The following is a 12819-nucleotide window of genomic DNA, read 5'->3' as shown; positions in this document are numbered from 1 at the left end:
ATCATTCCTATCTAATCCATAAAAATACTCTGCTCATTGCACATAGATCTAAATTTAGAACTTTGATCATATAAATTTTTAAAAGTGCCACAGCTTAAAATTTCTCCATTTTCCATTAATAATATTAAGTCGCTGCCCATTACAGAAGATAGCCTATGTGCTACGGTTATAATTATCTTATCTTTTTTTATGCCATTTATAACACTTATTATACGTTTTTCTGTGATCGAGTCCAGAGCACTAGTAAATTCATCCAATATTAAAAGATCTGGCTCCCTATATAACTCTCTAGCTAAAGCAATAAGTTGTCTTTGTCCACCAGAGATATTTGTTCCATTCATATTTAGTTTTTCAACCCTTATCTTATCTATTCCGAGTAAATTTACTATGCCATCATACTTTTCTTTTTCAAACAATTCACCAAAAACAATATTATCCATAATACTTCCATCAAAAATAATGACTTCTTGTGATACATATCCGATCTTATTTCTAAAACTTAGATTATCGATACTATTTTTATTAATAGTTAGTTGCCCCGATAATGGCCTATATAAAAAAGTAAGTGTGTTTAAAAGAGTACTTTTACCAGACCCAGATTGTCCAACTAAAGCGTAGCTATTACCCTTTTTAAATTCAACATTTATATCCTTTAGTATAACCTTGCTATCTACAGAAATGAAGACATTCTCCATTTTGGCAGAGCCTATGGTTGAAATATGTTGTAAAGTATCATTTTGGCTTTGTTTTTCTACATTTTTTAAAATATAATTATATACATTCATAACAACTTCCACTGAGCCTATATTTATTAAAAAGTCTTGATACGAGTGCTGTATACTAAGTATCTTAACCAAGGTTCTATATAGTAGCAATCCTAAAAACACAACCGTCACAGTACTTTCATGAAACATTATTTCGTTGATAATAATTGTTGCCGAAATAGCCATTACACCAATAAATTCGGACATATTCTTTGGTATGGAATTTAAAAAAGACATTTTTTCCATATTATTACTATAGTCTTGTGAAATTTTATTAAAATTTATATTGTTATATTCACACCTATTGGTAGCTTTAATATATTTCATGCTATTTAATATTTGCAGTACTGCAAGATTTGTCTTGGCACTATAATCAACAACCGTTTTAGAATACCTAATAATAGCTTTTGTAATTTTTCTTTGAAGCACAACCACGACTAATCCGACCCCCAAAGACACTAAAACGAGCGTAAAACTAATATACATGGCAAAGAACAAATATGCCAAAGAATAAATAGCATTAACCCAAATTTGGAGAAAGTAACGTATAGACAAGGCACTCTTTTCTATCTCTTTTACAAAAATATTATTTAATACATCAATGCCCATTTTGTTATATTCTACAAAATCCATACTATACAAATTTGTCATAATGTTCTTTTTTACATTAAACATAAACTGATAACTAGACTTATAAATATAGAAATTTTGAATGTTTAAAAATATAAATTTAACAACAAATACTACAACAATTAAAATAGCAATATTAATTGTTGAATATTGTAAGCCAATGCTAGAAAAAATAAAATTGATTATATTAACAAGATCAGAACTACTCTGAGTATCCAAGAGAGGAATAAAAAAACCGATTCCAACTATCTCAAAAAGTGCACTTATGATCATTATAAAGAATAAAATAAAAATTGGAATTGGGATATTTTTTCTAAAATAATTTAAAATCTTTATACTCATGTCTATTGAAACCTATAAGCAAATTCAAAATCCATAATATACTTTCTATTAAAAGCTTCGGCAAATTGATCCTTATTGATTGTAGCCAAACCATTTTCAAAAGAACAATCAACAAAAGCTACTCTATTTTTTAGTGTTTCCTTTGCCTCAGATGTAAGCCCTGCTTTACATAAATCTATTAAGATCAACGGAGTATTAGAAGAAACAACTTCATTAAAAGATGTAGAATCAGCAAACGGAGTAATAACACAATCTACACTTTCTAAAAATTTATCCATAGGGCATTCATCCACATAACTAACATTATTAAATAATGATAATACCTTATCCTTAGGCCTTAAGGCCCCTTTTGGATGTGATTTTATACATACTTCGTAATCTTCGCCTATTAACTTTAATAACTTATATTTAAATTCGAAATATTGCAAATCACTAGGGTTAAAAATAGCCCTTCTGTTGACCCATAAATTTGAAGAAAGTATCCCTATTTTTTTAATATTTTTACCTTCAACAACCACATGCCCTTTATTGCTGCTACAACCAACACTTTTTTTTGTTTTAAGACATTTAAATTGTATGCTTAGTCCGTATTTATGTATCCTTTTATGTATTGTATCGACATCAAATTTATTAAATATATAAAAATTATTAGGTATTAAATATTCTATATACAGCCTAGGATCAAATTTATAATCAATATGAGAAATGGAGCCAGAATGCATACAAGAATTTGTTTCTACGCCAAAATTCTTAAGAACAGAAAAAATGACCCTGCTTTTGTAATTACCCATCGTTCCAGTAAATATTTTACTAAAATATATTTTCTTATTTTTCATTGCATTTTTGCAGTTTTTATAATCAATATATCCCTTATAAACTATTTTCTTTAAAATTGCCACCAAAAGATTGTAAAATTTATCTTTATCTATCTCTTCTGAGATTATTTGGGTTATATTTTTTGATATGTTCTCAATGAAACTATTCAACTTAGGATCATCAAATTTCACAATATCGTTTACTTTTATCTCGTCAAAAAAATATTCAAAGTCTATAATTGAATATTTTATATTTGAACTATTTAAAAACTCTATTAGCCATTTATTTCTATTTAAAACAACAACCTGTTCTTTTTTTGAAAAAAATATAAATATCTTTTTCAAAAAATACTTATAGTCCTTTTTATTATATATCTCAGATAAATAAAAATTAACAAATGGCACTTCTTTTCCACCAGAATACAGATCTGGCAAATAATATGGGGAGAGACATCTTTTGCCAATCTTGCTATCAATTATATTTTTATCAGTATAGATTACATCAAAACCACTTTTTTTTAAACGAGCATCTGCAAGGATATTAGAATATAATGCGATCAAATTTGAGATAATAAAAGGACATGTTATTTTTAAAACATCAGAAATCTCATCATTTTGATTTTTTATATAGTCAAAATAAAGAAAATCAAATACTTTTTCAACAAACCCATCAACATCATCACAATCAACAGGATCCCCTTGATTAATAGAAGATTGATATGATATATCTGGAGAGCAGTAAATATCTAAATAAAACTTCATGTCATACTTTCAAAAGAAGAAACACATGCCTCTCTAAAGCTATCTATATCTTTTAACAGTAAATTTTTATCAAAATATTTTACACCTCGAAATATTGGCACCATTTTTGTACCCATGCCTCTTTTAAAATGTGCTATATTTATCTGTTTTTCGTCCAAATAGTCTAAAAATCCATCCACTAAGTTATACCCTGCAGGCTGAGAGTACTCCATATGCTTAAAACCCATATCATGAAAATACTCGGTGGCTTTTTGCAAAATGGCGTGATATATAGGAATTCTCATATTTGTAAATTCTGGATCATCTGCAGCACTCATATATACAACAACTTCGCTCGTATGTAAAAAATAGCAAAGACCTATAAATTGGCCTTTATATCTTAATCCTATAATAGTAGCATTGCCATTTTGTAACATTTCATACTGCTTGTCAAATGTTATTTTAGGTCTTGTCTCTCTACCTGCGGCCTTTTTGTGAAGCTCTCTATATGCCTCATGGATTTCATAACTTGGATTTTCTTTAGATACGACAACAAAGTCATATTCACTATTTTTAAAAATTCCATTTATTAACGGCTTATAGCACTTTCTTAGTCTTGACCACAAAGTACTTTTTTCATCGCATAGATCAAGCACGCAGTTGCTGCCAGTAGCGTCTATAAAGCCATATTTGATAAGAAAGTTATATTTGTTAAAAAACTCCATAACTAAAGAGTCCAAATAAAACATTATCTTACTAACATTATAGCTTTTACTTATCTCAAAAATTTCTTTAAAAACTATGTCATAAACTCTATCGCTTATAGCAAGCGGAGCAACCGTAAAATATCCAGACAAAGATATAGAGACAACGCCATTTGCTTGCTCTACTGGCAAAAAACAAATTCCAACACACTTGTTGCTCTCAACAACCACAAAGCTTTCATCGCTAAGTATATCTTTAGAATAAAATTTCATATAGTCCAGATATGAGCTTAGATATCTTGGGCTGTGAATATTTTCTGAGATATATTCCTGCCATCTAGCTTCAAATTTCTCGCGATCCTCTTTATGGCGCACTATCATATGCTAAATCCATCATCAACTACGATATTTTGACCATTCACATACCTACTCATATCGCTAAGTAGATATACCAAGGTGCCTTTTAAGTCACTATTGTTTAGCATGCCCTTGTTCAGACACTGATCTTTATATTTTTCCAAAAAAGGCTCTGGCTGGTTATCAAATATACCGCCAGGACTTAGCGCATTTACCTTTATATTCATCCCTTTAAAATACTTTGCCATATATTTAGTAAGGTGAATAAGTCCTGATTTTATGGCAGCATATTCAACCGGCATAGTCATTGTTGTGTTATTATATATTTCAAATTTTGGAGCAACCACGCCATAGATCGAGCATATATTTATGATATTTCCATATCCTTGCTCTTTAAAATATCTTGCAAACTGCTGAGATGCGGCGAAATAACCACCCAAATTTAGTCCCAAATTTTCTATAAAGTCACTATACTCAACATCAAAAAAGTGCCTTCCATAGTTCTTATTTCGAGGGTATGCATTATTTACTAGTGCATCTATCCTTTTATACTTATCATGCAAATATTTTATACAAGCCTCCAAAGAGTCTTTAGAGGTGATGTCGAGTTTTACAAAGTCTATATTTTTTGAATTTAGCTCTTTAGATAGCGCCTCTTTTGCCTCTTGCCCTATTTTTTCATTTATATCCGCGATAATAGCTATGCCGTTGTTTTCAACAATGGCTTTTATAAATTCTTTACCAATAAGTCCAGCTCCACCGGTAACGACAACTACTTTATCTTTTAACACTGCTGTTCCTTATATAAATTTTACTTTTAGTTAAATTTTCTAAACACTGGCTTGATAGGGCTACCTACTAAATATCTTTCATATCCCTCATTAACTGCCTTTCTATAAACTTCAAAAGTTTTTTCTAGTGCGTTTTTAGTCTTTGTAAGTTCATTTTCTCCGTGAGCATAAGAAAGTGCCACCCAAGGAATAAGCACACCATTTTTGATCATTTCTTGAGAAAAAAGAGTTCTTAGCCCTAAAGAATTTTGACCATTTTTATCAAAGGTCAAATAGTACGGGCTGCACTCGATCCCGCCTGCTACGAAATTTCTTTCGATTTCATATTTTTTTGCAAGCTCATTTATCATCGAGATTAGTTTTGTGCCATAGTTCCAAATATACTCAACCACATTATGCTCTTTCATAAATTTCATAGCCGCAACAAAAGCACCTAAGCCACTCATCTCAGCGCCGTGTGTTGTTGATAGTAAAAAAACTCTCTCTTTTCCTTCAAATTCTATACTGCCAAGCTTCATTATCTCTCTTTTTCCAGCAATAGCCGCAACTGAAAATCCATTTGCCATTGCCTTTCCGAAAGTGCACAAATCAGGCTTAATGTCGTAATAATATTGAGCCCCTTTTAAATGCCATCTAAAGCCAGTTATCATCTCGTCAAGTATAAATACTGCTCCATTTTTATGGCACAGATCTCTTACTTTATGTAAAAAGTTATCTTTTGGATGCTCTGTTGCCGCTGGCTCTAAAATCACACAAGATATTTGATTAGGAAATTCATCAAAAAGCCTCTCTAGGCTTTCAATGTTGTTATAGCCAAACGTTTTTGTACCTTCAGTATCCTTTTGCGGTATACCCTTGGTAAGTTGCGTAGAGCCAATAAACCAGTCATCATAGCTAAAAAATGGGTGCTCTGCACATCTTGCAACCAACTCCCTTCCAGTGTATGCTCTACTAAGTTTGATAGCTGCTGTTGTTGCTGTTGAGCCATTTTTAGTAAATTTAACCATATCAACACTATCTATCATATCTATTAATAATTCAGCAGCCTCTAGCTCAATCATACTAGGCTTAGTTAGATTGTTTCCAAATTCTATTTGCTCGATCGCGGCTTTGTTTATTTCTTCATTCGCGTAGCCTAAATTTACAGCCCTAAGCGCCATTCCATAGTCCAAAAATTCTCTACCATTTTCGTCATATACATATGCGCCTTTCCCTCTTTTTAAAATTTGTGGGGCATTGGCTGGATACTGATCAAACCCTCTGCTATAAGTATGGGCACCGCCAGGTATTGCTTTTAATAATCTATCTTGATAAGTCATTTTTTATAACCTTTATAATTCATTATCGCTTCAACCATTACAAAATCATCAATATCATCTACCTCTAGTGATTTGTATTTTGGAACTTCATAGCCCATGGTGTTGTTATGATAAAATGTTTTTTTATCAAGCAAAACATCCGTCTTAGAGACATAGATCGTTCCTTCAAAGAAATAAACATCTTTTATCTCTTGTCTTCTTAAAACCCTCATATCTTTATTTTCATATCCAGAAATTAAGCCTTTTTCATCTTTTGAGACTAAAAAAGCTGGATTTTGACTCTCTGTTTTACAAATTCCAACAATCGAATCCGCTTGTGACTCTAGTAAAATTTCAATAGCCCTATCTATATCACAAACTTCTCTCAAAGGCGATGTAGGCTCTAACAAAACGATATAGTCAAACTCTTTTTTTAATTCGTTTTTATAATAATCTATAGTGTGTTTTACAGCATCAAAGGTTGTGGCGGTATCACTTGCCAACTCACTTGGTCTTAAAAATGGGACATTTGCACCATACTTTTTTGAAATTTCTGCGATTTTCTCATCGTCAGTGCTAACCATGACCTCATCTACATATTTACTTTTTTGTCCAGCCTCTATACTCCATGCTACAAGCGGCTTTCCGCACAATTCTTTAATATTTTTTCCAGGCAGACCTTTGCTACCACCCCTTGCTGGCACAATCGCTAAAAAACTATTATTTTTATACATTAAAAAACTTCTTTATACTCTTCATTTGCTCTTTGGTATTCTTCCATACGCCCAATATCAAGCCAATACTCTCTGATCGGGAATGATATAACATTTTTACTTAATTTTATAAGCTTTTCAAATAGCGCAGGCATGTCGTAAAACTCATCTTGTGGAATAAGATCTAAAATTTCAGGTGAGAGCATATATATCCCAGCACTTACAAAAAATTTCTGCACTGGTTTTTCTGCAATAGCAGTTATTTTATTATCATTCATCTTTACCACGCCGTAAGGTACCTCATAGTCGTACTCTCTGACGCACATTGTAGCTGTGGCTTTATGTAGCGTGTGATAGTTAAAAATGTGCTCGAAATTTACATTTGTAAGAAGATCACCGTTCATAACAAAAAATGGCTCACTTGGACGCTCTTTTAGCAAGCTTAACGCCCCTGCTGTACCCATCCTTTTTTGTTCTAAAACATAGTCTATATTTACACCAAATTCTTTTCCGTCGCCAAAATAGTCTCTAATAATGCTTGCATTAAAATTTACACACATCGTGATATTTACAAAGCCATACTCTGCAAATCTCTCGACTATCGTTTGAAGGATCGGCTTGTTTCCAACCTTTAGCATCGGCTTTGGCGTATCTTGTGTGAGCGGCCTAAGTCTAGTGCCAAGACCTCCTACCATTAGGATAACTCTATTTGTCTTGATCTTTGGCTCAACAAGCTCCTCTATCTCTTTTAAGTCTAAAACTATTCCATTATCATCTACTATTGGTATCTGGTGAAGTTTTTTAGATAATGCTATCTTTAAAATTTCCTCTTTTGTGCTAGAAATTTTTGCAATAGCCGGCTCTTTAAAAACGATCGTCTCTATAGGACTATCAAGGTCTAGCCCCCTTAATATACCCCTTCTTATATCGCCGTCTGTCAGTGTCCCAAGAAGCTTATCATTGTCATCAACAACCAAAGCTATCTGCATAGCTCCGCTATCTATAATCCCCAAAGCTTCCTTTATAGTAGCATTTTGTTTTAGCTTTATGTTTTTTATATTTTTCATAAAATTTCCTTTAAAAGCATAAAACTTTCAGCATACTCACATCCACAAGTTGCCCCCTTTAAGGTGGCTAATGCTCTTAAATTTCTTTCACTTCTTGGAAATGGATGTTCCCCTATTTCACTTTTAAAAATTTTCATTATTTCTATTTTTTTATCAAGATAATTGCTTATATCCACAAATGAATTTGGCATAAAAGCATCCTCTTTAACACCTGGGGCAAATTCTGTTTCACTTAGAATTTCCATCATATATATCTTTTTGATAAATGGATATCTAAATGCCTTTGTGCAGCTATAGCTCGCTTCAAAAATTTTCCTATGGTCGCTATGCACGTCACTTTTAAATGGAAGGTATATGATGTTTGGCTTTACCTCACTTATTACCTTTGAGACTTTGCCTATAAGCTCGCTCATACTATACTCATCTACTCGCATTGTATTAAGTCCCAAACTAAAAACACCATCAAATTTATAAGCATCCGAAGCTTGTTTTATCTCATTTTCTCTAGTGGTATAATAATCGCTATTCTCATCCGTTTTTGTGCAAATAAGCCAGTAAATTTCATCTCCATCATGCTTATGCTTAAGTAGCGTCCCTCCACAGCCCAATGTCTCATCGTCTGGATGAACAGCCACCACAAGAATTTTGTTTTTCATAAATATTCTCCTACTTTAGGCAGCTCTTTGAAACCATGGTCTATAATTTTGATTGCTTTATCGTATGTTTTTACCACAATACTTTTGCCATCATTTTCTAGAACTTTACCAAATTCAATATTATTTTGGTCAAATTCCACTTCCTCTACATTCCATATAGATATATCTTGCTCATTATATTCCACATGAGCTCCAACGTAAGGTTTTGTTAATGCTCGAACAAGATTGTATATCGCCCTAGAGGTCATCCTAAAGTCAATCTTCCCATCAACCTTACCTCTTTTTCTCCATACATTAGCCAAATCATTATTTTGTTTAATTGTCTTAAAACTATTGTTTTGTAGTTTGGGCAAAAAGTCTTCTATTTGTCTTAGTGCAATATTTGAAACTTTATCATATAAACTTTTAGCATTATCTTCATATAAAATTTTAACCTTTTCTTGAGACAATATATCACCATCATCTGCACCTTCTGTCATAAAAAAGAATGTAGAACCGCTGTCACTAAGCCCAAGGACTAAAGCCCAGATAAGTGGGTGCCTACCTCTATTTTTTGGCAGCAGGGCTGGATGATATCCAACAATTCCCATTTTTGGTAAAGTAAGTAAATCCTTTTTTATTAAATTTGACCAGCCAAAGCAAAATATAATATCTGGACTTAAGCTCCTTATCCAATCAATATTTTCATTAGAATTTATATCATCTACATATTTAAATGGAATATCTACCTTCTTGCAAAGTGGAGTTAAATCCTTAAAATCGGAGTTAAAGTCAGATTTTTTTTTGGTGCAAACTCCGACTATTTCCGCGTTTAGTTCAATAAGCTTTTTTAATGCTTTATATGAAAATTCAACAGTGCCTATAAACATAATTTTCATAAATCAACCTTTAAATCATAAAACGATTTCTTCAAAATATTTGTTAAATCCACTCCTTTTATAACTTCTATTATTTTTTTACTAGCACATCCATCACCATATGGATTTACTACATTTTTTAAAACTTGTTGAAAATCGCGAGAGTATACCTTATCAAAAGCTTTTAAAATAGAATTTTTATTAGCTTGGCAGTCTATTACACTAGAAGCTTTTATCCGTCCTTTTTGTCTATCACCAATATTTATGGTAGCTATTTTAAAACTAGGAGCTTCTGCAAGCCCACTAGAGCTATTTCCAACTACTGCATCTACATATTGAAGTGCGCTTAAGTATCTTATTTGCCCAAGAGAGGTGAAACAAACGGACTTGTTTTTATTATTGGACACGTATTTATCAATCATTAAATTTATAATTCTTCCATCTGTATCGCTATTTGCCTTAGTAAATATAATATTTGTATTTTTTTGCTCATCTATAGCATTTAATAACGCTTGAAATTGCTCTTCTGCAGTATTATTTTCCAAAGTAACAGGATGAAAAGTAACTAATAAATTTTTTTTATTTAACTTAAAATTTATTGACTCCTCAAACTCTTTTTTATTTAAGAGTTTTAGTCTTTTTATATTTTCTATCCCCATGCCACCTACATTATAAACTCTATCTGGATGCTCACCAAGCTGGATTACTCTATTTTTATATTCATTGGTTGAAGTAAAATGCAAATGGCTCATTTTCGTAATACTATGCCTTATTGCTTCGTCTATTAATCCCTCGGTTGCTTCTCCACCGTGGATATGAGCAATCGGAATTCGAGCTATCATTGCAGAACTGGCTGCACTAAATATTTCATATCTATCACCAAGTACAACAACAATATCTGGGCTGAGCTCTTCATAAGCCTCACTAAAAGATATCTGAGCTAACCCCATTGATTTTGAAATACCTATAGATGTATCCGACGACAAAAGATTTTCAACCCTTTTATCTATCTTAAATTCTTTTTCTATCTCTTTGTATGTTAGCCCAAACTCAGGACTTAGGTGCATGCCAGTAACAATGAGCTGAAGCTTAAGTTCACTATCTGCCTCAATCTCTTTTAAGAGCCAGTAAAGCAGACCATATTCTGCTCTAGTACCAGTTACTACACAAATTTTTCTCATATCAGCTCATCTTGTTTATAGTCTTTTTGTGAAATTTGTCCGATCACCTCATCCCACCTCATAGGATTTAAGCCATCTCCTGGGCGTTTTACGCAGATATTTTGCTCGCTAAAAATTTCACCCTTTTTTATATCTCGTTTTGCCACGATAGACTTTCTAGCTATTTTGATATTTTCGCTCTCGCTTTTGCTAAAGTGCTTTAGTCCGTCTCCAAGTGCTAGCTCGATATTTCTAATAGCCCTAACCATAGCCGCTAGCTCATCTGGCTCAAGGCTAGCCTTATGATCAGGTCCGGGCAGGCTCTTATCAAGCGTAAAGTGCTTTTCTATGATCTTTGCACCCATGGCAACTGCTGCGATATCAACCTCGATGCCAAGCGTATGATCGCTATATCCGACATCAAGACCAAAGGCATTTTTAAGAGTTATCATCGCCTTTAAATTTACATCCTCCATTGGCGTTGGATACTGCGTATTTGCATGAAGAAGGCTTATGTTTTCACGTTTCGTGCCACTTTTTACAAGTGCTTCTATCGCAGCTTCCACCTCGCCTAAATTTGCCATGCCGGTTGAGAGAATGATCTTTTTATTAAGCTCACCTATCTGCCTAAGATAAGGTAAATTTGTTATCTCACCACTTGGGATCTTAAATGTGCTAAGCCCCAGCTCATCAAGAAGCTTTATGCTGTCGCTATCAAAAGGAGTTGAGAGAAAAGTGATATTTTTTTGCTTGCAGTAGGCTATGAGCTCTTTATGCGTATTCTCGTCTAGCTCAAGCTTTTTTATCATCTCAAACTGGCTTTCATTTTTATCGGTAGTTTCTTTTTGATAGCTAGCCTTTTGTGCGTTTTTTGAAACAAGATTTTGAGCCTTAAAAGTCTGAAATTTCACCGCATCAGCGCCGGCTTTGGCTGCCACGTCGATCAGTTTTTTAGCTAAATTTATATCACCATTGTGATTTACCCCAGCCTCAGCTATGATAAAAACTCTATTTGACATCAAATCTATCTCCCACCTTAATCTTTCCATCATATTCATATTCCACAACTTTTACAAAACTATCTTGTGTTTTTACCAAAAAAGTATCACCGTCTTTACACAAAATTGCACCAGGAACACATTTATATTGTGGTGCATCTTTTACAAGCTCTACTTTATTTATCTTCATCTCTTTACCATTTAGAAATACCCTTGCTACTATAGCTGGATAACAAATGGCACGTACAAAATTAAACACCTCTCTACTTGTTTGATTAAAATTTAAATTTTCATCACCTTCAATACGTCTTGAGCAGTAAAATCCAATACCTTCTTGTTTTTTAGACCCTGCTTTGCCATTTTTAAACAAACATATCGCTTCGTATAAAATATTTGCACACTCGCTATGCGCTTTTGTTAGTATGCTTTTGTAGTCATCATTATCTGTTATAGTAAAACATTTTTGCAAGATTATATCACCAGTGTCTATACCAGTATCCATATAATGAACTGTTATTCCAAATTCTTTTTCGTCGTTTATCAAAGCCCAGTTTAGGATATTTCTGCCTCGATAAAATGGCAATTTACCTGCATGGCAGTTTATAGTTTTATATCTTGGCAAATTTATGATCTTGGATTGAAAAATTTGATTAAAAGACATTGACACAAACAAATCACAATCATAATGTTTTATTTTTTCAATAAACTCGTCAGAATTTATATCGTTATGTTTTAAATAGTCGATATTAAATTCTTTTGAATAATTTAAAAGTTTTTCATCATTTGAATCATACCTAGCACAGATAAATTTTATCTCTATATCTTTGTCTTTAATAAGCTTATCAAATGCATTGTGACTCCAAACTCCATCTGCAAAATACCCTATTTTAAGCTTCATGCCACTCTCCTTATTATTTTGCGTATAT

At 32.7% G+C, this 12819-nt stretch carries 12 protein-coding genes; all 12 read right to left on the bottom strand.

Annotated features, from left to right (window positions below):
* Positions 1 to 11: 11 nt before the first annotated feature.
* Genes CVS81_RS01120 through CVS81_RS01065 form a run of 12 tightly spaced genes read right to left on the bottom strand, consistent with a single transcriptional unit; the run spans position 12 to position 12791 of the window.
* Positions 12 to 1736 (bottom strand): ATP-binding cassette domain-containing protein, encoded by a 1725-nt coding sequence (locus CVS81_RS01120; RefSeq protein WP_107964809.1) that lies wholly within the window; start codon positions 1734 to 1736, stop codon positions 12 to 14.
* Positions 1737 to 1738: 2 nt separating this feature from the next.
* A complete protein-coding gene (locus CVS81_RS01115; RefSeq protein WP_107964808.1) occupies positions 1739 to 3313 on the bottom strand; it encodes a hypothetical protein in 1575 nt (524 codons plus the stop codon).
* A complete protein-coding gene (locus tag CVS81_RS01110) occupies positions 3310 to 4377 on the bottom strand; it encodes a hypothetical protein (RefSeq protein WP_107964807.1) in 1068 nt (355 codons plus the stop codon). The genes CVS81_RS01115 and CVS81_RS01110 overlap by 4 nt, the downstream gene beginning before the upstream one ends.
* A complete protein-coding gene (locus tag CVS81_RS01105) occupies positions 4374 to 5144 on the bottom strand; it encodes an oxidoreductase (protein ID WP_107964806.1) in 771 nt (256 codons plus the stop codon). The genes CVS81_RS01110 and CVS81_RS01105 overlap by 4 nt, the downstream gene beginning before the upstream one ends.
* Before the next feature lie 26 nt (positions 5145 to 5170).
* Positions 5171 to 6463: a glutamate-1-semialdehyde 2,1-aminomutase gene (locus CVS81_RS01100; protein WP_107964805.1), complete on the bottom strand. Its 1293-nt coding sequence runs from the start codon at positions 6461 to 6463 to the stop codon at positions 5171 to 5173.
* A complete protein-coding gene (locus tag CVS81_RS01095) occupies positions 6460 to 7176 on the bottom strand; it encodes a cytidylyltransferase domain-containing protein (RefSeq protein ID WP_107964804.1) in 717 nt (238 codons plus the stop codon). Before CVS81_RS01095 ends, CVS81_RS01100 begins: the two co-directional genes overlap by 4 nt.
* Entirely contained in the window at positions 7176 to 8222 is a 1047-nt protein-coding gene (locus CVS81_RS01090) for a nucleotidyltransferase family protein (RefSeq protein WP_107964803.1), read from the bottom strand. Before CVS81_RS01090 ends, CVS81_RS01095 begins: the two co-directional genes overlap by 1 nt.
* Positions 8219 to 8878: a PIG-L deacetylase family protein gene (locus CVS81_RS01085; RefSeq protein WP_107791151.1), complete on the bottom strand. Its 660-nt coding sequence runs from the start codon at positions 8876 to 8878 to the stop codon at positions 8219 to 8221. The genes CVS81_RS01090 and CVS81_RS01085 overlap by 4 nt, the downstream gene beginning before the upstream one ends.
* Positions 8875 to 9756, bottom strand: a complete 882-nt coding sequence (locus tag CVS81_RS01080) for a formyltransferase family protein (RefSeq protein WP_107791150.1) — start codon at positions 9754 to 9756, stop codon at positions 8875 to 8877. The genes CVS81_RS01085 and CVS81_RS01080 overlap by 4 nt, the downstream gene beginning before the upstream one ends.
* Positions 9753 to 10916: a UDP-N-acetylglucosamine 2-epimerase gene (neuC, locus tag CVS81_RS01075; RefSeq protein ID WP_107964802.1), complete on the bottom strand. Its 1164-nt coding sequence runs from the start codon at positions 10914 to 10916 to the stop codon at positions 9753 to 9755. The genes CVS81_RS01080 and neuC overlap by 4 nt, the downstream gene beginning before the upstream one ends.
* On the bottom strand, positions 10913 to 11914 hold the full coding sequence (gene neuB / locus CVS81_RS01070; RefSeq protein WP_107964801.1) for an N-acetylneuraminate synthase: 1002 nt from the start codon (positions 11912 to 11914) through the stop codon (positions 10913 to 10915). Before neuB ends, neuC begins: the two co-directional genes overlap by 4 nt.
* On the bottom strand, positions 11904 to 12791 hold the full coding sequence (locus tag CVS81_RS01065; RefSeq protein WP_087582844.1) for a methionyl-tRNA formyltransferase: 888 nt from the start codon (positions 12789 to 12791) through the stop codon (positions 11904 to 11906). Before CVS81_RS01065 ends, neuB begins: the two co-directional genes overlap by 11 nt.
* Between the last annotated feature and the right edge of the window lie 28 nt (positions 12792 to 12819).

The sequence above is a fragment of the Campylobacter concisus genome, from assembly GCF_003049065.1.
In the GTDB taxonomy this organism is placed as follows: domain Bacteria; phylum Campylobacterota; class Campylobacteria; order Campylobacterales; family Campylobacteraceae; genus Campylobacter_A; species Campylobacter_A concisus_BE.
This window is presented reverse-complemented; position numbering and strand designations above follow the sequence as displayed.

Excerpts from the sequence above, each read along its gene's own strand:
- CVS81_RS01120 (WP_107964809.1), bottom strand. The coding sequence starts at position 1,736 with ATGAGTATAAAGATTTTAAATTATTTTAGAAAAAATATCCCAATTCCA.
- CVS81_RS01115 (WP_107964808.1), bottom strand. The coding sequence starts at position 3,313 with ATGAAGTTTTATTTAGATATTTACTGCTCTCCAGATATATCATATCAA.
- CVS81_RS01110 (WP_107964807.1), bottom strand. The coding sequence starts at position 4,377 with ATGATAGTGCGCCATAAAGAGGATCGCGAGAAATTTGAAGCTAGATGG.
- CVS81_RS01100 (WP_107964805.1), bottom strand. The coding sequence starts at position 6,463 with ATGACTTATCAAGATAGATTATTAAAAGCAATACCTGGCGGTGCCCAT.
- CVS81_RS01095 (WP_107964804.1), bottom strand. The coding sequence starts at position 7,176 with ATGTATAAAAATAATAGTTTTTTAGCGATTGTGCCAGCAAGGGGTGGT.
- CVS81_RS01090 (WP_107964803.1), bottom strand. The coding sequence starts at position 8,222 with ATGAAAAATATAAAAAACATAAAGCTAAAACAAAATGCTACTATAAAG.
- CVS81_RS01085 (WP_107791151.1), bottom strand. The coding sequence starts at position 8,878 with ATGAAAAACAAAATTCTTGTGGTGGCTGTTCATCCAGACGATGAGACA.
- CVS81_RS01080 (WP_107791150.1), bottom strand. The coding sequence starts at position 9,756 with ATGAAAATTATGTTTATAGGCACTGTTGAATTTTCATATAAAGCATTA.
- neuC (WP_107964802.1), bottom strand. The coding sequence starts at position 10,916 with ATGAGAAAAATTTGTGTAGTAACTGGTACTAGAGCAGAATATGGTCTG.
- neuB (WP_107964801.1), bottom strand. The coding sequence starts at position 11,914 with ATGTCAAATAGAGTTTTTATCATAGCTGAGGCTGGGGTAAATCACAAT.
- CVS81_RS01065 (WP_087582844.1), bottom strand. The coding sequence starts at position 12,791 with ATGAAGCTTAAAATAGGGTATTTTGCAGATGGAGTTTGGAGTCACAAT.